This is a genomic window from Amycolatopsis sp. lyj-112 (assembly GCF_046549055.1).
Classification (GTDB): Bacteria; Actinomycetota; Actinomycetes; order Mycobacteriales; family Pseudonocardiaceae; genus Amycolatopsis.
Genome location: NZ_JAJPWS010000002.1, coordinates 643,441 through 664,765, shown reverse-complemented (window position 1 = coordinate 664,765; position 21,325 = coordinate 643,441). Strand labels below are relative to the sequence as shown.

Below are 21,325 nucleotides of genomic sequence, written 5' to 3'. Positions count from 1 at the left end.
CCTTCTCGCGTTTCGTCCTCTACTTGCGGTCCATGTACGCGCAACTACCGCAAGTAGAGGACGAAACGCGTCTTGTATGAGTCTTGTGCGCGCTTTGGCGCGCTTTGGCGCGCTTTGTGCGCTCTTTGTACGTGTCTTGTACGCGCGGGCTCGAAGATCGTCGGCATGCGCATCAAGACGCTCGGTCTGCTGGCGGCCTCGCTGCTGGCCCTCATCGCCGCGCCGGCTCACGCCGCCGACGGCAACCCCCTTGAGAAGACCAACGGCTTCTACGCCGACCCGAACTCCAACCCCGCGGTCTGGGTGAAGAACAACCCGGGAACCACCGCCGACAAGATCAAGGCCGCCATCTCCACCAAGGCGGGCGCTCGCTGGTTCGGCAACTGGAGTGGCGACATCAAGAAGGCCGTCGACACGTTCACCTACGCCGGCGACGTGGCGGACAAGCTGCCGATCCTGGTCGCCTACAACATCCCCGGCCGCGACTGCGGCGGTCACTCCGGTGGCGGCGCGGGCAGCCCGGCGGCGTACCGGACCTGGATCTCGAACTTCGCCGACGGCATCGGTGGCAAGCCCGCCGTCGTCATCATCGAGCCGGACGCGCTGGCGCAGGTCGACTGCCTGCCCGTCGGCGAGCGTCAGACCCGGCTCGACCTGCTCAAGTTCGCCGCCGAGCAGTTCGCCGCGAAGGCGCCCAACACCTGGGCGTACATGGACGGCGGCAACTCGACCTGGATCCCCGCCGCGACCATGGCCGACCGGCTCAACGCCGTCGGGGTGAAGTCGATCCGCGGTCTCGCGATCAACGTGTCGAACTACAAGACCACCACCGACTCGGCCAACTACGGCAAGGCCGTCAGCGCGGCGCTTTCGAGCAAGTACGGTTACACCAAGCCGTTCGTGATCGACACGAGCCGCAACGGCAACGGGCCGAAGGGTGCCGAGTGGTGCAACCCGGCCGGGCGCAAGCTCGGTGCGACCTCGCAGGTCGGCGGCGGCGCCGAAATGCTGCTCTGGATCAAGGTGCCCGGTGACTCCGACGGCAAGTGCGGGATCGCGCCGAACGTCGAAGCCGGAACGTTCAGCTCCGACCTGGCCCTGCGCCTGATCAGCGGTACCTGACCCCACGAACCCGTCGCGCCGGCTGTTCGTCTGTGACTTCGTTCTCCCGAGAAGGCGAGTGTCACGACCCCTTGGACAGCAGCCGGCGCGACGCCTCCACGCGTTTCGGTAGTACGGTGCTGGTGACGTGAGTCACATCATCGACCGAGGAGGACGGCGTCGTGGAGTTCCAGCTGGGGATCGGGACCAGAAAGGGCTTGTTCCTCGCCCGCAGCGAGGATCGAGTGAAGTGGGAACTGTCCTCACCGAAGTTCCCCATGGAGGCGGTACGGGCGGTCGCGCTGACACCGTCCCGGGTCTACGCCGCCGCGGTCAACGAACATTTCGGCCCGACGATCGCGACGTCCGACGACTTCGGCGAAACCTGGGCCGAGCCCGACCACGCGCCGGTGGCCTTCCCCGCCGACACGGACACCGCGCTGGAAGGCATCTGGCAGATCGTGCTCGCCGGGGACGTCCTCTACGCCGGTGTCGAGCCTTCAGCGCTGTTCCGGTCCGAAGACGGCGGTGCGAGTTTCGAGCTCGTGCGCGGGCTGTGGGAGCACGAGCACCGTCCACACTGGACTCCCGGCGGCGGCGGGCAGATGATCCACACGATCCTGCCGCATCCCGGCGACCCCGGACGGATCACCGTCGCCATGTCGACCGGCGGCGTCTACCGCACCGAGGACGGCGGCAAGAGCTGGACGGCCTCGAACCGCGGCATCAGTGCTGGCTTCCTGCCGGACGAGGAACCCGAATTCGGGCAGTGTGTGCACAAGGTCGCCATGCATCCGTCGCGCCCCGAGCGGTTCTTCCTTCAGAACCACGGCGGCGTCTACCGCAGCGACGACGACGCGAAGACCTGGCAGTCCATCGCCGAGGGGCTCCCGAACGACTTCGGGTTCGCCATGGTCGTGCATCCGTCCAAACCGGACACCATCTACAACTTTCCTTTGATGGCCGATGTTCTGCGTTTCCCGCCGGAGGGCCGCTGCCGCGTCTACCGCAGCGAGGACGCCGGCGAGACCTGGACAGGGCTCGGAAACGGCTTGCCGGACAAGGACTTCTACGCGGGCGTGCTCCGGGACGGGATGTGCGTCGACTCCGAGTCGGGGATCTACTTCGGCACCCGGTCCGGTGAAGTGTGGGCGAGCCCCGACGAGGGCGACACCTGGTACCAGGTCGCCGCGCACCTGCCGGACGTGCTGTGTGTGCGGGCCCAGGTGGTCTAGATGGTCATGGTCCTGCTGCCCGCGATGCTGCGGCCGCTCGCGGGAGGCGCCGCGACGTTCGACGTCGACGGCCCGACGCTCGATGCCGTGCTGGACTCGCTCGGGGCGGAGTTCCCCGCGCTGGAGCGGCGCCTGCGTAACGAGACGGGTGCGCTGCGGCGGTACGTGAACTTCTATGTGGACGGTGAGGAGTGCCGTCGTCTCGATGGCGCCAAGACCTCGCTCGACGGCGCGAAGGAAGTGCAGATCATCCCGTCCGTCGCCGGCGGTTGAGTGTCATGAAAGGGTCTTTCAGGACGAAAAATGTCCTGAAAGACCCTTTCATGACACGGGTAAGGCCTACTGAGACAGCAGGTTCGCGCAGCGGATCAGCCCGATGTGCGAGTACGCCTGCGGGTGGTTGCCCAGCGAGCGCTCCGCGATCGGGTCGAACTGCTCGGGCAGCAGCCCGGTCGGGCCCGCGGCGTCGACGATCTGCGTGAACAGTTCCTCGGCTTCGGTCCGCCGCCCGGTGAGCAGGTACGCCTCGATGAGCCAGGCCGCGCAGATGTGGAAACCGCCCTCGCCGCCGGGGAGCCCGTCGTCGCGGCGGTAGCGGTACACAGTGGACCCACTGCGCAGCTCCGCCTCGATCGCGGTCACCGTCGACTGGAACCGAGGGTCGGCCGGATCGATCAGTCCGGTCAGCCCGACGAACAGCGACGCGGCGTCGAGGTCCGTACCGTCGTAGGCGGTGGTGAAGGCCTGGACCTCTTCGTTCCAGCCCTTTTCGAGCACGTCCTCGGCGATCTCGTCGCGCAGCGACGGCCACGCGCCCGGCACCTCGCGGCCGTAGACCTCGCCCAGTTTGATCGCCCGGTCGATGGTCACCCAGCACATCACGCGCGAGTAAACCCGGTGGCGCGGCACGTGCCGCTCCTCCCAGATGCCGTGGTCCGGCTCGTTCCAGCGCCGCGTGACGGCTTCGGCCATCGCGCGCACCATCTGCCAGTCCTCGTCGCGCAGTTCGCCGCGCGCCTGCGCCAGCGTCTGCACGAGTTCGACCACCGGGCCGAAGACGTCCAGCTGCACCTGGTGGTTCGCCAGGTTGCCGACGCGGACGGGCCGCGAACCCGCGTAGCCGGGAAGCGACTCGATGACCGCTTCGGCGCCGATCACGCTGCCCGCCAAGGTGTACAGCGGGTGCAGCCGTTCCGGACCGGCCAAGGTGGCCAGAACGCCGTGCAGCCACCGGAGATAGCCTTCGGCCTCCTCGATCGAGCCGAGGTGGACCAGTTCGCGCACGGTCATGGCCGCGTCGCGGATCCAGCAGTAGCGGTAGTCCCAGTTGCGGACGCCGCCGATCTCCTCCGGCAGCGACGACGTCGCCGCCGCGAGCACACCACCGGTGTCGGTATTGACCAGCCCGCGCAGCGTCAGCGCCGAACGGCCGACGAGGTCGCTCTGCACACTGGGCAGCTTGAGCGTCTGCGCCCAGCCGCTCCAGTACTCGCCCGCGCGTGTCCGGCGTTCCACTTCGGACAGTTCGTGGGCGCCGAGGTCCGAGGTGCCGCACCGGAGTTCGAGCACCACCGGGTTGTCCGGGGTCGGGGTCACCAGCGCCGTCGCGGTGTCGTTCATGCCGTCGCTGGTGATCTCCCACTCCACGCCCGGCGAGCGGAGCGCGAACGGCTCCGAGGTGCCCTGCACCAGGATGCCGTCGCCCTCGGCGAGCAGCTTCACCGGCACACCACCGAATTCGGGTCGCGGCGCGAACGTGATCTCCGCCGCCGTCTCACCCGAGATCACCCGGACGAGATCGGTGCGGTGCGAGGGGCTCTCCGGCTCGATGTAGTCGGTGACGAGCAGCCGCGACCAGCGGGTCTCCACCGTCATCGTGTTCGGCAGGTAGCGCTGCCCGAGCGGCAGGCCGTTGCGGTGCGGTTTGATCGAGAAGTGCCCGGCGCCGAGACCGCCGAGCAGGTCCGCGAACACCGCGGGCGCGTCGGGGCCGGGGTGACACAGCCAGGTCAGCCGGGCGTCCGGGGTGACCAGCGCGACCGAGCGTTCGTTGGCCAGCATGGAAAGCCGCTCGATCGGCGGCGCCTGCTCACCGTAGAGCCAGTTGCGACGCTCTTCGAGCAGGAAGGCGAGCACCAGCGCGACGTCGACGGTGTCCGGAACCCGGTACTGCGCAAGGCTTTCACCTTCGCCCACCTTCACGCCGAGGTCCGGGCCGGAGAGCCGGGCGAAGGCCTTCTCGTCGGTGACGTCGTCGCCGAGGAAGATCGCCGCGGTCGCGCCGACCTGGTGGCGCAGGGTGTCCAGCGCGCGGCCCTTGTCCGTCTGGACGACCGCGAGCTCGACGACCTCCTTGCCGTCGGTCGTGGACACGCCCGCCCACTGGGACGGTCCATTGTGGACGTCCCGCAGCACGCGGCGGCCGGCCTCGTGCTCGGCCCGGCGGACGTGCACCGCGATGCTCGCGGGCTTGACCTCGAGCGAGACGCCCGGCACGTCGAGTACCAGGTTCTCCAGCTCGGCTTCAAGCCGTCTGTGCAGTTCGCGTGCCTTGTCGTCGAGCGCGTGGATGAAGCCGATGTCGAACTCGGACCCGTGGCTGCCGACCAGGTTCACCTCGGCCGGAAGACGGGACAGGGTGGCGAGATCGCGCAACGCGCGGCCGGAGATGACCGCGGTGGTCGTCTCGTGCAGGCCGGCCAGCGACCTGAGTGCTCCTACCGATTCGGGCAGCGGCCGGGCTTCGTCCGGGTTGGCCGTGATCGGAGCCAGCGTGCCGTCGTAGTCGCAGGCGACCAGCAGCCGCGGGGTGCGGGCGACCTGAACAATCGCTCGCCGCAGCTCGGCGGGCAGTGCCTCGGCGGTCAACGATTTCTCCTTGGAAACTATGCGGGGAAGGGCAGGGGATTCAGGGGGACATGCAGGGGGACATTCATTGAGGACACTGTTCAGTCGGCCGGTTCGGCGCCGAGCGCTTGGAGGAACGAGCGCGCCCAGCGGTCGACGTCATGCGTGAGGACCTGGCGACGCATGGCGCGCATGCGACGGCGGCCCTCTGCGGGGTCGAGCGTAATGGCAGTCTCCAGTGCGTTCTTCACCCCGTCCAGGTCATGGGGGTTGACCAGGAGAGCGCTGGTCAGCTCGGCCGCGGCGCCGGCGAACTCGGACAGCACGAGCGAGCCGCCGAGATCGTGACGGCAGGCGACGTACTCCTTGCAGACGAGGTTCATCCCGTCACGCAGAGGAGTGACCACCATGACATCGGCCGCGGAAAAGAAGGCGGCCAGCTCCGTCCGGTTCACGGACTGGTGCAGATAATGCACGACCGGGTGACCCACGCGCGCGAATTCGCCGTTGATGCGGCCGACCATCTGCTCGATGTCGCCCCGCATGCGCTGGTAGTGCTCGACACGTTCGCGGCTCGGCGTGGCCAGCTGGACGAAGGTGACGTCCTCGGGGCGGACGCGGCCCTCGTGCAGCAACTCGTGCAGCGCCTGCAACCGCAGGTCGATGCCCTTGGTGTAGTCGAGCCTGTCGACGCCGAGCAGGACCTTCTTCGGGTTGCCGAGGTCGCGCCGCAGCTGGGCGGCGCGTTCGGCGACACCCTTGGTCTTCGCGAGCTTGTCGAGGCCGATGGCGTCGATGGAGATCGGGAACGCGCCGACGCGGACCATCCGGTCGCCGACCTGCATCAGGCCGGGGCGGGTCCGGATACCGACCGCGCCGCGGCTGGACTCGAGCCCGGCCAGCTGACGGGCCAGCCAGAGGAAGTTCTGCGCACCACCCGGCCGGTGGAAACCGATGAGGTCGGCGCCGACCAGGCCGCGGACGATCTCGGTCCGCCACGGCATCTGCATGAACAACTCGACCGGGGGAAACGGGATGTGCAGGAAGAACCCGATCCGGAGATCCGGGCGCAGTTCGCGCAGCATCGCCGGGACCAGCTGCAACTGGTAGTCCTGGATCCACACGGTCGCGCCCTCGGCGGCGACCTGCGCGCTCGCCTCGGCGAAGCGCCGGTTCACCCGGACGTAGGACTCCCACCAGCTCCGGTCGAATACCGGCCGCGCCACCACATCGTGGTACAGCGGCCAGAGCGTCGCGTTCGAGAAACCCTCGTAGTAGTCGCGGACCTCGTCCGACGTCAGGGAGACCGGGTGGAGGACGAGGCCGTCGTCGTCGAACTCCTCGACCTCGACGTCGGGCACACCCGGCCAGCCGACCCAGGCGCCCTTACGTGACCGGAGGAACGGCTCGAGTGCCGACACCAGCCCGCCCGGACTCGCCGTCCAGCGCCTGCTTCCGTCCGCGGTCCGTTCGAGGTCCACCGGAAGCCGGTTCGCCACTACGACGAAGTCCGCGGAATTGGTTCTGCTCGTCTCAGATGTCACTTCGTCCACCAGCCGCTCCCTCAAAATCGTGGGTCGCTGCCCTGAGGAAACCCTATCGCGCGGCGGGTGCACGTTCAGTTGCCGCGGGATTACTCCAAGCGTCGATCGGCGGGTTCCATGGGCCCCGCCATCCGCGGCCCGGCGAACTTGCGTTCGAGCCTGCCGAGCCCGGTGCGCACCGGCTGCGCGAGGTATTCGCCGAGCACCACGCCCGCTGCCAGGGCGAGCCCGACGGCCACGGCCGTCATGAGCGTCGAGATGTTGCCGCCGGGCTCGACGCCCAACTGGTACAGACCACGGTAGGTGGAGAGGCCGGGAAGCAGCGGAGTGATGCCGGACACAGCCACCACGAGCGGCGTCACCTTGAGCCGCCGGGCGAGCACGCCACCGCAGAAACCGACCAGCGTGGCGGCGATCGCCGACGAACTGACGGCTTCGAAATCGGTCAGCATCAAGGCGCCGTACACCGCGCCGCCGATCGCGCCCGCCGCTCCCGCGACGATCATCGCGCGCAGCGTCGAGTACGAGGCGAGCGCGAAGCACGCAGAGGCGCCGATGCTGCCGATGACGATGAGCGGAAGTTGTTGCGGCGTCGAGGAGACGACCTCGGGCAGCGGCGTGAGCGACAGGCCGAGCAGCAGCGCGATCTTCAGCGCCAGCACCACACCGGCGATCAGGCCGGCACTCATCAACGCGGTTTCCATCGTGCGCCCGGCCGCCGTCACGTAGTAGCCGGTGATGGCGTCCTGCACGGCGGAAACCGTGGAAAGGCCGGACAGCAGCACGGTGACGGCCGCCGCGACGACCAGCGTGGGTTTGTCCGTGGTCAGCAGTCCGCTGCTGACTATCGCCATCGCCGACAGTGTCGCGACCAGGCCGCCGACGACCTGCTGGAAGAAGAAGGGCAGCGCGAAGCGGTTGAGGAAGCGGCCGAACCGGTCGATGGTCGCACTGATCACCAGCGCGACCAGAGCGACGTCGATGCCGCCGCCGAGGATCAGCGTGATGAACGCGGCCAGCCCGCCCCAGGCGGCCGTGGCCACCCAACGGGGGTACGGGTGCGGCGCGCTCGTGATCCGCTGGAGTTCCTGCTGCGCCTCCTCGGCGCCGATGTTCCCGCGGACGATCTTGCGGACCAGGGTCTCCGTCTGGGTGAGCCGGGTGTAGTCGAGGCTGCGCGAGCGGACCACTCGCAGCGCCGTCACCGGCGCCATGTCGGTACCGCGGTGGCAGGTCACGGTGATCGACGTGAAGATCACGTCGACCTCGCAGTGCGGGAGGCCGAGCGCGGCGGTCAGCGCGATGATCGTCGCGGTGACGTCGGAGGCTCCGGCGCCGCTCGACATCTGGACCTCGCCGATGCGCAGGGAGAGGTCCAGCACGAAGTTGACCGTCGAGTCGTCGGGCGGCTTCGGGCCCATCGCCTCTTCGACATCGACGGCGGGCTGCTCGGCCGTCGGCGCTTCGAGGATCTGCCAGGCACGGCGACGCAGCAGATTCGGGCGGTGCGAGCGAGCCTGGTGGGTCGATCGCTCACCGTCACGCTGGCGGGGCGGCTCCAGCAGCCACTCGCCACGTTCGGGCGTTTCGTCCTGGTTCAGCTCGGCACCGCGTCTGCCAGTTGGGGTCCTCTTGGTGTGCTCGTTGATCTTCATGATCGATCCACCTCCTCACTTCTCTCCTGAGGGACCATCGGGGGCGAAGCCCCGACCGTTGCAGGTAACCCGAAGTGGCGTCCACCACGTCCTCGGAAGATCATCGCGGCAAGACTCGTTTACGGCACACTGCATGCCATGGGGTCTTCTTTGACCAGGCGTTCGGTGCTTCGCGCGGCCGGTGTCACAGCGGCCGGAACGGCGACCACATTCACCCTTTCGGGTGCATCTAGCGGGGCGGATGCCCCGGTTTTCGGTCACGGGGTCGCTTCGGGTGATCCGATGCCCGATTCGGTGCTCCTCTGGACCCGGGTCACGCCCTCGGCGGATGCCCTCCCGGGATCCGGCAGGGGGCCTTCGGTGGAGGTCCGGTGGGAGGTGGCGAAGGACGCGGCGTTCTCGGATGTCGCCGCCGCCGGTCACGCCCGCACCGGGCCCGAACGCGACCACACGGTGAAGGTGACCGCCGGCGGGCTGTGCGCGTCGACGTCGTACCACTATCGGTTCTCGTCGCAGGGCAAGTTCTCCCAGACCGGACGGACGCGCACCGCCCCGGCGCACGAGGAAGACGTCGCACGGCTGCGGTTCGGGGTGGTGGCGTGTGCGAACTGGGCTATCGGACACTTCGCCCCCTATGGCTACCTGGCCGGCCGCGATGATCTCGACGCCGTCATTCACCTGGGTGACTACCTCTACGAGGGCAATCCCAACCCGGCGGGTGATCTCCGGCCCTCGCTCCCGCCCAACGAACTGGTGACCCTGTCGGACTACCGGCAGCGCCACGCGATGTACAAGACCGATGAACACCTCCGGCGGCTGCACGCACGGCATCCGACGATCGTCACCTGGGACGACCATGAGGCATCGGACAATGCTTGGTCCGGTGGAGCGCCGTCCCACGATCCGGTGACCGAGGGCAGCTGGCGCGACCGGGTGCGGGCGGCGCACCAGGCGTACTTCGAATGGATGCCGGTGCGGCATCGCGGCGACAAGCTGTACCGGCGGCTGAAGTTCGGGAAACTGGTCGACCTCACGATGCTGGACCTGCGCACCTATCGGACCCGGCAGCCCGAGCCGGGTTCCCCGGAGGATCCGGCGGGCACGATCCTCGGCGCGGATCAGCGGCAATGGTTCCTGGAGGGCCTCGCGCGCGGGACGGCGTCGTGGAACGTCGTCGGGAACTCCGTGATGGTGACGCCGATCAAGGTCCCCTCGCTGCCGTCGCGCGAAAAGCTCGCGCTGGAGGCCCTGCTCGCGGCCCAGCCGACCGCGACGAACACCGACCAATGGGACGGCTACACCGCCGACCGGCGCAGGGTGCTGGAGACCATCGCTACGCAGGGCCGCGGCAACACGGTGTTCCTGACCGGCGACGTCCACTCGTCGTGGGCGAACGACGTGCCGGGGGACGGGAAGAGCGTCGCGGTGGAGTTCGTCTGCCCGTCGGTGACTTCGGACAACATCGACGAACAGCTCGGCGTCCCGCCGCGCACCGGCTCCCTCAAGGTCGAGGCCGCGGTCCGCGCGCTGAACCCGCACGTGCGCTTCGTGGAACTCGACTCGCACGGCCCCGGCGTCCTCGAAGTGACGCCCGACGCCGTCCGGATGAACTGGTACTACGTCGCCGATCGCCGCGATCCGGCGACCGCAGTCACGTTCGCGCACGCGTTCCGGACGGTGGCCGGGGAGCCGTGGGTGCGCCCTGCGAGCGGCTGAACAGGCGCCGATATACTGGGCTTGCCCGGGGCTGCCTCGGGCGAGGCCGCTATAGCTCAGCTGGTAGAGCATCTGTCTTGTAAACAGAAGGTCAGGGGTTCGAGCCCCCTTGGCGGCTCAAGATCAAAATAGCTGCCGACCTGCCGATATAGTGCAGTATGTGAGTATTATTCACATTTAGTTCGGTCTCATTGGGCCCCGTTTCGTCTCGTCTGGCCGCCGTCCGCGTCGCCTCGTCCGAGTTTCGGCTCAGCCCATCACCGTGCCCGAGTTCGCGGTGTTCCGGCTGCGCTTACGAGAGAACGCACCCAGGTCGATCTCCAGGCCGGTGCGCGGGGCCCGGAACCGGACGGGCGACGCGTCGTGGTCGACGCCGTTCTCCACCTGGTTGATCAGCTCCGTCATCAGCTGCCCCACGACCGGCGCGTTCTTGAACTGGTTGCCGCTCGTTCCCACCGCGAGGTAGAAGCCCTCGAGTTCGGTGCGGTCGTAGATCGGAGTCCAATCGTCGGCGACGTCATAGATGCCCACCACGCCGCGCGCCCGGTTGGGCACCGCCAGGTCGGGCAACCGCCGCGCGGCCCGCGTCACCTGAGCCTCGAAGACCGCGGCCGTCGGGTGGATGTCGGCGGTGTCCGGATCGTCGGTCCACTGCATCGGATCACACGCCGGTTCCGTTCCGCCGACGAGCAGGCTCCCTCCTGCTTCACTGCGGAAATAGGTGCCCAGATCCATGTCCGCCACCACAGGCCCTCCATAGCCCTCCGGGACCGGCACGTGCGCTACTTCCTGCCTCATCGGGCGCACCCCGACCGTGAAGTCGGAACCCACGCCGGCCAACCGATTCACCGCGCCCGACCACGGACCGGCCGCGTTGACCACGACGGCACAGGGAAGCCGGGTGCCGTCCGACAGTCGCACCGACGTCACGCGCCCGCCGGCCTTCTCCACCGCTGTCACCGTGCTGCGAAAGCGGAACTCCGCCCCGCACGCCGAGGCCGCGGCGGCGAGGTTCACGGCGGCGAGGCTCGGGTCCGAGACGTAGCCGGCATCCGGGGTGTACACGCCACCGAGCGAGTGTTTCGCGTCCTCCCAGAATTCCTCGTCGTCGAGCCGCTTCGGCGGCCAATAGCGGCCGGTGTCGATACCTGGAACGCGCTCGGCCAAGGTCGCGCTGTCCCATTCCTCGTAGGGAACACCGATCTCATCGAACAACGGAAGCCACGATGTACGCGGAGCCGCCTCGACGTCCAGGATGACAAGCCCGCTCTTGCGGAACATCGCGAGGTCGCCGACATCGTGCCCGAGGTGGCCGGCCCAGTCGAGCCAGCCGAAATGCGCCTCCCACGCCATCGCCACCCCAGCGGTGGTGGAGAAATTGAACCGAACGATCGCACTCGATGCCGAGGTCGACCCCTGACCAGCTCCTGGGGCCCGTTCGAGCACGATCACCCGGTGCCCCGCCCGCGCAAGCTCAAGGGCGATCGACGAACCGATCACCCCTGCCCCGATCACGACCACATCGGCACTCATACGTCGCCCTCTCTGCTGAAGCGCACCCGGTGATCGCGTTTACCGGGCACGGCAGGTCCTGAGGTAGCTGAGGAATGAGGCCTGCAGGCCGGTCACGTGCGTTTCGCGCAGGACCGCGCTGGTGACGGCTTCGCCGCGTGAGGTGAGGTGGTGAAGGACGGTGGCCGTGTTCTTCGTGAGGCTTTGGTAAATGGCCAGGTCTCCGAGCAGCTCTCGCTCGTTGAGGGTCACGTGAAGCTTGGTGGCATGCTGCCTGTCACCCCTCTCTTGGAGCTGGGCGAAGACCTGACTGTCTTCACTGGCAACGCCGGGACTGCCCGCTCCGATGCTCTCGAAGAGCGTGCAGTCGGTGAGCCAGGTGTAGAGACTGAAAAGTCCGCCGTAGGAGTAGCCGAAAAGGCCGTGACCGCTCGTGGCTGTGCCGTAGTCGCGTTCGATCCGCGGATGCAGTTCCGCGGTAAGGAAGTTCAGGAACGCATCGGCGTGGGTGTCGCGCAGTTCGGCGAGGTAGGCGTCGGATTCCTCGCGTGTCCTCGCGCCCGCTTGAACTCCCATCTCCACGGCATCGATGAGCTCCTTGGCGATGGGCTCGCCAGGCGGCACGAGGTCTCTGTTGCGCAGCCGATCCCAGTGCTGTGCTTCCTCGCCCGCGTAGCCGACGCTGACTTGGATGTAGGGCTGGATCTTTTGCATGGGGTCCAGCTGGGTGACGATGAGCGGAGCCGTCATGCCCACGGCCCAGTTGCCGTCGAGCACATACACGACAGGCGCTTGCGTCGTGGCGGGGTCGTAGCCCGGTGGCGTGGTGACCCAGACGCCGTAGTCGTGCCCACCGCTGGAACACATCTCGAAGTAGTCGGTGCCGGCGAGGCAGCCCTGCCACATGGTGCTCATCGAAGGTCCTTCACAACTCGGCCGGCCTTGAGAACGAGGACGGCATTGGCGGGATCAGCGAACAGCTCCGGGTCTTCGACCGGGTTGCCGTTCCACAACACGAGGTCTGCCTGCGCGCCGGGAGCGATGACCCCGACTTGGCCGGACAGGCCGAGGATCTCGGCGTTGGTCTTGGTGGCCGCCACGAGAGCTTCCATCGGTGTTTCGAGCTTTGCGCGCAGCCTGAGCTCTTCGCCTCGACGGTTCTGAGCCGGACCGATGAGATCGGAACCCAGCCCGATCCGCACTCCGGCTTCTTTGGCGACAGCGAGCGCCTCGGTCATCCGCTCACGAACTCCCAGCACACGATCGCGGGTCGACTCGCCGAGGCCGGCTCCGGCGGTGTCGTGCAGCAGTTGCTCGACGACAGCGAACGTGGGCACGAGGGCGACCTCGCGAGTGGCCATCAGGGTGGCCGTGGACTCATCGAGGTCGGTGCCGTGCTCGACGCAGCGCACCCCTGCCTCGACGGCGTTCCGGATGCCGTCGTTGTTGTGGGCGTGAACCGTCACATAGGTGCCCCGCGCCGCGGCCTCCTGGACAGCGACGGCGATCTCCTCGACGGTGAACTGGGTGTCGGTCAGCCGGTCGTGAGCGCCGACCACTCCGCCGGTCACGCAGAGCTTCAGGAAGGAGGCTCCGCGACGGAACGCCTCGCGCACGTTGCCTCGCAGCTCGTCCGCGTTGCCCGACATCATGGACAGGGCGCACAGGCCCGGGATGTGATGGCTGCTCCACAGCTCGGTGGGTTCCCAGTCGGCTCCGTAGTAGCCGTGCCCACCGGTCTGGCATTGGACTGGGCCGCACGACAGGACGCGTGGTCCCCTGACCTTGCCCTTCGCGATCGTGGTGACGACGCCACCGTCGATCCCGCCGGTGTCTCGAACGGTCGTGAAGCCGGCATCGAGCGTCGCGCCGGCCGTGGCGAAGATGTCCGCCGCGATCTCAGCGGCACTGATCTGAAACGAGAACTGCGGCTGGATCAGGCTCGACAAGCCCAGGTGAACGTGAGCGTCGATCAGGCCGGGCGTCATCGTCAGTCCCCCGGCATCGAGGCGCTCGCCATGTGCCCCGGAGGCACCAAGCTGGGTGATATGCCCGTCTTCGACGGTGACGTTGACGTCGACGGGGTCGCGACCCGATCCGTCGACGACCGCCGCGCCGACTACCTGAACACGTCCCACGAGTCGTTCCCTCCGCCGTTGCGGGCCGGCTGCGACCATGTGTGACGCGACACAGCACCGCCAGCACTTCTTTTCCAATGGATAAACTGCGGGAGTGATCTTGTCAAGCGCGGAACGCAAAGGCGACGCACGCGAGCGACTCCTGGCTCGGCTCCTCGACGCCTTCGACGAGGCACTTCCCTCACCGGAGGTGTCGCTCCGTGAGATCGCCGCCCGGGCCGAGACCAGCCACGCCCTCCTGCGATACCACTTCGGGTCACTCTCGGGCGTCTTGGCCGCCATGCTCACGGCACAGCGATCCCGGGACAACGAGGCGCTTTTCGAGGCCGCCCAGCAGGGCACCTTCGACGACCTCGTCGTGGCGATCTGGCGGGCCTACACCCGCCCGGAGCAGCTGTCGCGTGTCCGCGGCTTCTTTCACGTCGTAGGACTGGCCGCGTACAGCCCAGACGACTTTCGCGAGTTCATCGAGTCGCTCAACGACCTGACCAAGATGCTGGCCTCGCTCGCGGAACGCGAAGGCCTCGACACCAAGGAAGCGCTGACCATGGCCACCGTCACCGTTGCCGCGATTCGTGGCCTGCTCCTCCAGGAGGTTCTGACTCCAGCAGTCCACTCGGAGGACGACGTCGCCTTGATCCTGCGCATGGGCAAGGGCGGCCTCAGCGCGCGGTGATCTTCGGCAGGTGTCGCCATGGTGCGATGCCCTTTCCTGGATTCGCAGCGTGTAGGCGATCCGTGGCCTGCAGCGTCAGTCAGCGCGCGTCCAGATGCTGGCGATTTCCGTCGGCATTGGAGCTGCCGAGCGTGATCCCTGTCTGGGAGCACGCCCGCCGTTCGCGGTCCGCCGTGGTCGTCAGTTTCCGTGCCTGCCGGGTGCGGCGCTGCCGGTGTACTCGCCGAGGTCGGAGACGAGTTCGGCGACGTCCGGCACGTTCTCGAACCGGCGTCGGTGAACCTCGGCGATCTTCGCGCCGATCTCCGGGTCCGGGTCGTCGGTGATGTCGTACGACATGAACTTGTCGACCAGTGGCAATCCGACCCGGTCCATCGCGAGGTGCGCCGGATGGTTCATGTACTGCTCGTAACCCTCGATGTCCTCGATCACGGTGACGGCGCCGTAGGCGAATTCCCCGCCGAAGTCGGGGCCGACGACGCGCGCCTTGATGGAGGGGATGGCGTTGATGTGCTCGCCCATTTTCGCGAGACCGGCCACCCTGTCCTCCTCCGAGACGCCGGGCTTGAGGGTGAACCGGATGCAGTGGTAGATCATCGGAGTCGCCTTTCAGTCGGCGTTCGCCGCGGGGGCGAACGCGGTGGCGTGGTCGCGGGCGAAGTCGGTGAGGTCGCGTGCCGGACGTCCGGTGAGGTCGGTGACGGAGGTGTGTACCTCGGCGGCTTCGCCTCGGGCGTAGTGGGCGTAGTCCTCGATGAGGCCGTCGAGTTGCCAGGGCGGGAGGAGGCCGGTCAGCGCGGCGGTGAACTGGTCGGCGGACGTGTCGTGGAAGGTGACGTCCCGGCCGGTCGCGGCGGCGAGTGCGTCGGCGATCTCGTGGTGGGTGACGGCGCGGGGTCCGGTCAGCGTGTACGTGTGGCCGGCGTGTCCGGTGCCGGTCAGCACGGCCGCGGCGGTGTCCGCGATGTCCCTGGTGTCGATGGCGCTGACGGCGGCGTCGCCGATGGGTGCGGCGAACCAGCCTTGCGCGATGGGTCCGGCGAAGGCGAGCAGCGCCTGGAGGTACAGGTTGGGGCGCAGCACGGTGTGGTCGAGCCCGAGTTTCTGAACGTGGGCTTCGACTTCGGCGTGCCAGCGCAGGAACCGGACCGGTGAATCGGCGCGTGCCGCGTACTGGGAGAGCAGCACGAGCCGGTTCACGCCGGCGTCGCGGGCGAGGTCGGCGAACTGGATCTGGAGCGAGGCGGCGTCGGGCGCCGAGGGGCTGTTGAGGAAGGCCGCGTCGACGCCTTTCAGTGCCGCGGCGACCGATTCCGGATCCTGCAGGTCGGCTACGACGGTCTCCGCACCGGCGACGACGTGGCCGGGGTCACGGGTCATCGCGCGGACGGTGACGCCGCGGGCCCGCAGCGCGGGAACCAGTGCGGAACCGATGGTTCCGGTCGCGGCGGTCACGAGCACGGTCGGGGTGTTCATCGTGGGTTTCCCTTCGGTGGAGGAGGTCAGAGCGCGCCGGCCGCGGCCGGGGCCTGCCGTGTGCGGAGTGCGGAGAAGAACGACACCGCGAGGGCGATGAGGACGAGTGCGGCTTCGCCGAAGAACGCGGTCGTGAACGAGATATCGCCGTGCGTTCCCGCGGCGCCGATGGCGATCCCGGCGAGCGCGGCGAGCCCGACCGCGCCGCCCAGCTGCTGTGCGGCGTTGACCAGCCCGCTGAGCAGGCCCGATTCACCGTCCGCGCTGTCGCGTACTCCCATCGCGGTGGCGTTGACGAGGCCGAGCCCGAGTCCGAGGCCGATCAGCAGGAACGCGCCCAGCAGGCTCACCGAGAATCCGGCGGTGGTCGGATCCGTTGCCAGCCAAAGGAAACCGGCGAGCAGCACGGTGAGGCCGGCGGGCAGCGCGCGGGCAAGCCCGAAGCGCTTGGCCAGCAGTGGCGCGACGACACTGCCGACGATGATCATGATCGCGATGGGAATCTGCGTCATCCCGGCCGACAGCGGGCTCATCCCGAGGACGTCCTGCTGGTACTGGGGCAGGAAGAAGAACAGGCTCGTCAGGGTGCCGCCGGTCAGTAACACCACCACGTTGGCGGTGATCACCGGCTTCCGGCGGAAGACGCCGAGCGGGACCAGAGGGTGCGTGGAGCGGCGCTCCACGAAGACGAACGCCACCAAGGAGACAAGGCCGACCGAGAGACCGACGAGTGTGCTGAGCGCACCGAATCCCGCGTCGGAAGCGGAGACCATGCCGAGCGCGAGCCCGGAGATCCCGAGGGTGATGGTGACGGCGCCGAGCGCGTCGAACCGGCCGGGCCTGCCGGGGACGGCGGGCACCGAACGCCACACGATGATCGCTCCGAGGACACCGAACGGCACCGGGGTGAGGAACACCGACTGCCACCCCAGCAGCTGGGTCAGCGTGCCACCGAGAAAGACGCCGATGAGACTGCCGGCACCGGCGACCGCGCCCCAGATTCCCATCGCACGAGTGCGTTCCGCGGGAGACGAGTAGAGGGCGAGCACGAGCGAGAGCGCGGCGGGCATCACGATCGCGGCCCCGGCACCCTGCGCGATCCGTCCGGCGATCAACATCCCGCCGCTGGTGGCCAGCGCGCAGAACGCCGTCGCCGCGAGGTAGACGGCCATTCCGGTCAGGAACACCTTCCGGGCACCGAGGACGTCGGCGAGACGGCCACCGAGCAGCAGCAGCCCGGCGAACGCCACCAGATAGCTGTCCACGACGACCGCGAGCTCGGCGGCCGTGAGCCCGAGACCTTCGCGGATCCTGGATCCGGCGAGGTTCACCATCGAGGCGTCGAGAATGACCAGGAACATGGCACTCGCCAGGCCGGTCATCGCCGTCCCCCGCGGTATCCGCGGGCCGCCCGGCGCGGTCGCGGGTGCGGTTTCGTCACTCATCGTTTCGTCCTTCCGCGGTGGTGTTCGCCGATGCCATGACGGTCTCGTGGAACGGGCCTCACTCGCGTCGGTGACAATCACCTACTTGTGCCGACGCCCTGCTGTGGCGGCGTCACCCCTAGGGTTCACACCATGCCCACGACGTCCCGATCGCTCGTCGGAAGGCACGACGAGATCACCGCCCTCCTCGCCGTCGTCCGCGCGGCGGAACAAGGCGAAGGCGGTGTGCTCGTCCTCCGTGGCGAACCGGGGATCGGCAAGAGCGCGTTGCTGGAGCACGTCGTACACGCGGTGCCGGAGCGGTTCCAGGTCATCCGTGCGTCCGGGGCGGAGTTCGAGGGCGAGCTGCCGTTCGCGGCACTACATCAGCTTTGTGTTCCGGTGCTGGAGCAGCTCGAAACGCTGTCCGCGCCCTATCGCGACTCCCTGCTGGTCGCGTTCGGGTTGGCCGAGGGGGCACCGGATCCGTTCCGCGCCGGCCTCGCCGCGCTGGAACTGCTCGCGGCCGCGGCGGTGGAACGTCCGATGCTGTGCGTCGTCGATGACGCCCATTGGCTGGACGCCGCTTCGGTGAAGGCGTTGACGTTCCTGGCGAGGCGGATCGCGGCGGAGCCGATCGCGATGGTGTTCGCGGCCCGTGACCAGGATGCCCTTCGCGGGCTGGACGACCTGCCGGGACTGACGATCAGGGGGCTGACCGACGCGAACGCGCGCGCGTTGCTGGCCGGAGAGAAGACCGTGACGCTCGACGAGCGGGTGCGTGGCCGCCTTCTCGCCGAGGCACGGGGAAACCCGCTCGCCCTGATCGAGTTGCCGAAGGCGGGCGGCTTCGCGTTGCCGACGCCGTCGCCGGTCGCGAGCAGGATCGAGCGGAGCTTTCGGACCAGGACGGCGGAACTGCCGCCGGACGCCCGGCTGTTGCTGATTCTCGCGAGTGCCGATCCCACCGGCGACCCCGGCCTGCTCTGGGCGGCCGCGCGGCGGCTGGGCATCGACGTGCCTGCCGCGAGCGCCGCCGCCGAAGCGTCCGGGCTGGTGCGGTTCGACACGCGTGCGCGCTTCTGCCATCCGCTGGCGCGTTCGGCCACCTACCGCGCGGCCGAACCGGAGTGGCGCGTCGCGGCGCATCGGGCGCTGGCCGACGCCACCGATCCGGTCGCCGCCCCGGACCGGCACGCCTGGCACCGTGCGCAGGCCACCAGCGGGCCGGACGAACAGGTCGCGGCGGAACTGGAGTCGTCGGCGTCGCGCGCCCAAGCGCGTGGGGGCGTCGCGGCGGCCGCCGCGTTCCTCGAACGCGCCGCCGCGTTGTCGCTGGACTCCGGCAAGCAGACCGAGCGGAGCCTCGCGGCCGCGAGGGCGACGCTCGCGGCCGGCGGGGCGGCCGCGGCGGCGGACCTGGTGGCCAGTATCGACACGGACACGCTGGATGACGTCCGCCACGCGTCGGTCGACCTGCTGCGCGGGCAGATCGCGTTCGTCCAGGGTGCGGACGGAGTCGTCAAGGGACCGGAACTCATCTTGCGGGCGGCGCAGCGGCTCGCCGCCGTCGATCCGGCACGCTCACGCGAGTGCTTCGTGGCGGCACTGGAGATGGGACTGGTCGTCGGCCGGGCCGCGGGGGTGATGGACCGGGTGCTCGACGCGGCCCGCTCGGCACCGCCGTCGTCGGGACCGCCGGATCTCCTCGACGCGCTGGTGCTGTTGAGGACCGGGGGACACCATGCCGGGGTGCCCGCGCTTCGGCGGGTCCTCACCGGCGACGACGCCGACTGGACCCGGGTACCCGCGTTGGCCACGGTGCTCGCGGGCGAACTGTGGGACCTCGATCTGCACACGGCGGTCGTCGAGTGGCTGGTGCGGACCGGGCAGGACACGGGATCCCCGATGGCCGTCCGGCTCGGCCTGTCGCAGGTGGCCGTGTCCGCGGTGCTCGTCGGCGACTTCGGGCGGGCGATCGACGCGGTCGCCGAGGAGGAGGCGATCGCCGACGCCCTCGGCGATCTGCCGCAGCTCTACCCGAGAGTGCACCTCGCGGCGATGCGCGGCCGCCGTCAGGAGGTGCTCGACCTGTTCGCCGAGGTGTCGGACCGGGGCAGCGGGCAGCTCACCGCGAACGCGCACTGGGCGATGGCCGTGCTCTACAACGGCCTCGCCGAGTACCCGGCCGCGCTGGAAGCGGCCACGCGAGCCGTGGCGGGCGGAGACCTCTTCCTCACCGGGATCGCGCTGTCCGAACTGGTGGAGGCCGCTGTCCGGTGTGGTGAGGACGCCACCGCACGGTCGGCGCTGGAGTCGCTGGTCGAGCGCACGGAGCCGGCGGGAACCCGTTTCGCGCTCGGTATGGCGGCAAGCGCGCGGGCACTGGTCGACGAGCGGGAGAACGACCACCTGGAGGCACTCGAACACCTGAAGGCCGGCACGCTGGCCCCGCACCTCGCGCGAGCGCACCTGCGGTACGGGGAGTGGCTACGCCGCGCGGGCCGCCGTCGCGACGCACGCGACCACCTGCGCACCGCGCACGAACAGCTGTCGGAGATCGGGATGGAGGCGTTCGCCCGGCGGGCCGCGGACGAACTGCGCGCGACCGGGGAAGTGGCCCGCAGCCGTTCCGAATACACCTACGACCGCCTGACCATGCAAGAGACGCACATCGCGCGCCAGGTCGCGGCCGGCGCGACGACGAAAGAGGTGGCCGGGCGCCTGTTCCTCAGTCCCCGCACGGTAGACGCCCACTTGCGCAACATCTTCCGCAAGCTCGAAATCACCTCGCGCAGACAGCTCAAGGACATACCGGACCTCGGGTGATGCCTAGGTGACTCCTGCCGACGCGAACGGCGTCGAAGTCGCACGACCATGTTCGCAGACACGCGGAGCCTGCCGCTCCAGCCTCGGAAAGGTCTGCGGATGATCACCGAAATCGACGTGAAAGCACCCGTGGTGGTGCGCTGTGACACCGTCGTCGACGCGCCGCTGCAGTGCGTGTGGCGACTGCTCACCGAGGTATCCTCGTGGCCGGACTGGCAACCCGACATCACCGCCGCGGCAGCTGATCGTCCTCTTAGGACGGACAGCACGATCCGGTGGAGCACGGCAGGGCTCGACATCGAGTCCACTGTGTACCAACTACGGGCCCCCCACCGGATCCTCTGGGGCGGAACCGCCAACGGAATCACCGGCATCCACCTGTGGACGTTCGACGTGATCGGGTCCTCGGTGCACGTCCACACCGAGGAGTCGTGGGATGGAGACCCCGTGCTCGCCGACATCGACGGCATGCGGGCCGCCCTCGGCGAATCCCTCGCGGCATGGCTCGGCCACCTCAGAAAGGCCGCCGAGAACTCGTGAACGTGGCCAGGCCGGACGACGAGCCGCCGATCGGGCGCAGGCCGGCTCCCGACCTTGGGCTTCCGTGGTTGACGCCTCGACGACGAGAATCAGGGCTGCAGTGGACGTACGAACACAGGCTCGCCGTAGTGGGTACGTTCTGTGCCGTGAAAGCCGCAGCGGCGCCAGAAACCTTCGGCGCCGCCCGCGACTGGTACGACGCTTGTCTCCAGAGACCGCCATCCGCCCTTGCGTAGTTCGTCCACCAGCAGTTCGACGGCACGGCTACCGACTCCGCGGCCCTGATGGTCTGCGTCGACCATGAACCGGACTAGGTGCGGGGTCTCGTTCTCGACCTCGACGAGAAGGACGCCGACCGGCGTGTCGTCGAGGTAGATGGCCCGGAGGATCGCGTCCGGTTCGTAGTTGCCTTCGGCGACGGTGTAGGCCGCGGGTGCGACCAGATGGCGTTGGTCCTCGGCCAGGCGGAGCTCGCAGACCGCGCGGACGTTCTCGCGCGACAGCGGCCGTAGCAACACGGTCATTGCTCGAACGTAGTACCCCCGGCGCCCAGGCCACCCGGGGTGGTGGGTGGTTTCAGTGCCGCGGTCGCACCAGCTGCCGGCGACGGAAACCTCGCCCGCTCACGTTCC

The 21,325-nt window shown here is 68.8% G+C and carries 17 protein-coding genes and 1 tRNA gene; 8 read left to right on the top strand and 10 right to left on the bottom strand.

Features of this window, described 5'->3' with window-relative positions; all coding sequences use genetic code 11:
* Nucleotides 1-165: 165 nt before the first annotated feature.
* The 3 genes from ACLJRL_RS09960 (at nt 166) to ACLJRL_RS09950 (ending at nt 2,609) form a co-directional block, all read left to right on the top strand.
* Nucleotides 166-1,122, top strand: coding sequence for a glycoside hydrolase family 6 protein (locus ACLJRL_RS09960; protein WP_410655795.1), 957 nt, complete (start codon nt 166-168; stop codon nt 1,120-1,122).
* 161 nt (nt 1,123-1,283) lie between these two features.
* Entirely contained in the window at nt 1,284-2,336 is a 1,053-nt protein-coding gene (locus tag ACLJRL_RS09955; RefSeq protein WP_410655794.1) for a WD40/YVTN/BNR-like repeat-containing protein, read from the top strand.
* Complete coding sequence (locus tag ACLJRL_RS09950; protein WP_410655793.1) at nt 2,337-2,609, top strand: MoaD/ThiS family protein; 273 nt, start codon at nt 2,337-2,339, stop codon at nt 2,607-2,609.
* Nucleotides 2,610-2,675: 66 nt separating this feature from the next.
* Here ACLJRL_RS09950 and otsB read toward each other — a convergent pair whose 3' ends face one another.
* The 3 genes from otsB to ACLJRL_RS09935 form a co-directional block, all read right to left on the bottom strand.
* Nucleotides 2,676-5,204, bottom strand: a complete 2,529-nt coding sequence (gene otsB, locus ACLJRL_RS09945) for a trehalose-phosphatase (protein ID WP_410655792.1) — start codon at nt 5,202-5,204, stop codon at nt 2,676-2,678.
* Nucleotides 5,205-5,284: 80 nt separating this feature from the next.
* A complete protein-coding gene (locus ACLJRL_RS09940; RefSeq protein ID WP_410655791.1) occupies nt 5,285-6,736 on the bottom strand; it encodes a trehalose-6-phosphate synthase in 1,452 nt (483 codons plus the stop codon).
* Between the two features lie 80 nt (nt 6,737-6,816).
* Nucleotides 6,817-8,382, bottom strand: coding sequence for a threonine/serine exporter ThrE family protein (locus ACLJRL_RS09935; RefSeq protein ID WP_410655790.1), 1,566 nt, complete (start codon nt 8,380-8,382; stop codon nt 6,817-6,819).
* A 138-nt stretch (nt 8,383-8,520) separates the two neighbouring features.
* Here ACLJRL_RS09935 and ACLJRL_RS09930 point away from each other — a divergent pair, with 138 nt between their 5' ends.
* Both ACLJRL_RS09930 and ACLJRL_RS09925 read left to right on the top strand, forming a co-directional pair.
* Nucleotides 8,521-10,098 (top strand): alkaline phosphatase D family protein, encoded by a 1,578-nt coding sequence (locus ACLJRL_RS09930; RefSeq protein ID WP_410655789.1) that lies wholly within the window; start codon nt 8,521-8,523, stop codon nt 10,096-10,098.
* A gap of 45 nt (nt 10,099-10,143) precedes the next feature.
* A tRNA-Thr gene (locus ACLJRL_RS09925) sits at nt 10,144-10,216 on the top strand.
* A gap of 131 nt (nt 10,217-10,347) precedes the next feature.
* Here ACLJRL_RS09925 and ACLJRL_RS09920 read toward each other — a convergent pair.
* From ACLJRL_RS09920 to ACLJRL_RS09910, 3 genes are read right to left on the bottom strand one after another with little or no spacing between them, the layout of a single operon-like run.
* On the bottom strand, nt 10,348-11,631 hold the full coding sequence (locus ACLJRL_RS09920) for an NAD(P)/FAD-dependent oxidoreductase (RefSeq protein ID WP_410655788.1): 1,284 nt from the start codon (nt 11,629-11,631) through the stop codon (nt 10,348-10,350).
* A gap of 39 nt (nt 11,632-11,670) precedes the next feature.
* A complete protein-coding gene (locus ACLJRL_RS09915; RefSeq protein ID WP_410655787.1) occupies nt 11,671-12,525 on the bottom strand; it encodes an alpha/beta hydrolase in 855 nt (284 codons plus the stop codon).
* On the bottom strand, nt 12,522-13,748 hold the full coding sequence (locus tag ACLJRL_RS09910; protein ID WP_410655786.1) for an amidohydrolase family protein: 1,227 nt from the start codon (nt 13,746-13,748) through the stop codon (nt 12,522-12,524). The genes ACLJRL_RS09915 and ACLJRL_RS09910 overlap by 4 nt, the downstream gene beginning before the upstream one ends.
* Before the next feature lie 94 nt (nt 13,749-13,842).
* On the opposite strand from ACLJRL_RS09910, the gene ACLJRL_RS09905 reads away from it, so the two are divergent.
* On the top strand, nt 13,843-14,424 hold the full coding sequence (locus tag ACLJRL_RS09905) for a TetR/AcrR family transcriptional regulator (RefSeq protein WP_410655785.1): 582 nt from the start codon (nt 13,843-13,845) through the stop codon (nt 14,422-14,424).
* Nucleotides 14,425-14,604: 180 nt separating this feature from the next.
* Here the strand turns inward: ACLJRL_RS09905 and ACLJRL_RS09900 are convergent, their stop codons facing one another.
* The 3 genes from ACLJRL_RS09900 to ACLJRL_RS09890 are packed head-to-tail and all read right to left on the bottom strand — an operon-like array spanning nt 14,605 to nt 17,345.
* Nucleotides 14,605-15,021, bottom strand: coding sequence for a Dabb family protein (locus tag ACLJRL_RS09900; protein WP_410655784.1), 417 nt, complete (start codon nt 15,019-15,021; stop codon nt 14,605-14,607).
* A gap of 12 nt (nt 15,022-15,033) precedes the next feature.
* Nucleotides 15,034-15,900 (bottom strand): SDR family oxidoreductase, encoded by an 867-nt coding sequence (locus ACLJRL_RS09895; RefSeq protein ID WP_410655783.1) that lies wholly within the window; start codon nt 15,898-15,900, stop codon nt 15,034-15,036.
* A gap of 26 nt (nt 15,901-15,926) precedes the next feature.
* Nucleotides 15,927-17,345 (bottom strand): MFS transporter, encoded by a 1,419-nt coding sequence (locus ACLJRL_RS09890; protein ID WP_410655782.1) that lies wholly within the window; start codon nt 17,343-17,345, stop codon nt 15,927-15,929.
* Nucleotides 17,346-17,477: 132 nt separating this feature from the next.
* Here ACLJRL_RS09890 and ACLJRL_RS09885 point away from each other — a divergent pair, with 132 nt between their 5' ends.
* Nucleotides 17,478-20,153 carry an AAA family ATPase gene (locus tag ACLJRL_RS09885; protein ID WP_410655781.1) on the top strand — a complete coding sequence of 892 codons (2,676 nt, stop codon included), beginning with the start codon at nt 17,478-17,480 and terminating at the stop codon, nt 20,151-20,153.
* 99 nt (nt 20,154-20,252) lie between these two features.
* Nucleotides 20,253-20,693 carry an SRPBCC family protein gene (locus ACLJRL_RS09880; RefSeq protein WP_410655780.1) on the top strand — a complete coding sequence of 147 codons (441 nt, stop codon included), beginning with the start codon at nt 20,253-20,255 and terminating at the stop codon, nt 20,691-20,693.
* Nucleotides 20,694-20,782: 89 nt separating this feature from the next.
* Here the strand turns inward: ACLJRL_RS09880 and ACLJRL_RS09875 are convergent, their stop codons facing one another.
* Nucleotides 20,783-21,217, bottom strand: coding sequence for a GNAT family N-acetyltransferase (locus tag ACLJRL_RS09875; RefSeq protein WP_410655779.1), 435 nt, complete (start codon nt 21,215-21,217; stop codon nt 20,783-20,785).
* Between the last annotated feature and the right edge of the window lie 108 nt (nt 21,218-21,325).

Bases quoted from the DNA above. Each gene is read 5' to 3' on its own strand.
- ACLJRL_RS09960 (WP_410655795.1), top strand. From the start codon at position 166: ATGCGCATCAAGACGCTCGGTCTGCTGGCGGCCTCGCTGCTGGCCCTC.
- ACLJRL_RS09950 (WP_410655793.1), top strand. From the start codon at position 2,337: ATGGTCATGGTCCTGCTGCCCGCGATGCTGCGGCCGCTCGCGGGAGGC.
- ACLJRL_RS09935 (WP_410655790.1), bottom strand. From the start codon at position 8,382: ATGAAGATCAACGAGCACACCAAGAGGACCCCAACTGGCAGACGCGGT.
- ACLJRL_RS09930 (WP_410655789.1), top strand. From the start codon at position 8,521: ATGGGGTCTTCTTTGACCAGGCGTTCGGTGCTTCGCGCGGCCGGTGTC.
- ACLJRL_RS09920 (WP_410655788.1), bottom strand. From the start codon at position 11,631: ATGAGTGCCGATGTGGTCGTGATCGGGGCAGGGGTGATCGGTTCGTCG.
- ACLJRL_RS09915 (WP_410655787.1), bottom strand. From the start codon at position 12,525: ATGAGCACCATGTGGCAGGGCTGCCTCGCCGGCACCGACTACTTCGAG.
- ACLJRL_RS09900 (WP_410655784.1), bottom strand. From the start codon at position 15,021: ATGATCTACCACTGCATCCGGTTCACCCTCAAGCCCGGCGTCTCGGAG.
- ACLJRL_RS09895 (WP_410655783.1), bottom strand. From the start codon at position 15,900: ATGAACACCCCGACCGTGCTCGTGACCGCCGCGACCGGAACCATCGGT.
- ACLJRL_RS09890 (WP_410655782.1), bottom strand. From the start codon at position 17,345: ATGAGTGACGAAACCGCACCCGCGACCGCGCCGGGCGGCCCGCGGATA.
- ACLJRL_RS09885 (WP_410655781.1), top strand. From the start codon at position 17,478: ATGCCCACGACGTCCCGATCGCTCGTCGGAAGGCACGACGAGATCACC.
- ACLJRL_RS09880 (WP_410655780.1), top strand. From the start codon at position 20,253: ATGATCACCGAAATCGACGTGAAAGCACCCGTGGTGGTGCGCTGTGAC.
- ACLJRL_RS09875 (WP_410655779.1), bottom strand. From the start codon at position 21,217: ATGACCGTGTTGCTACGGCCGCTGTCGCGCGAGAACGTCCGCGCGGTC.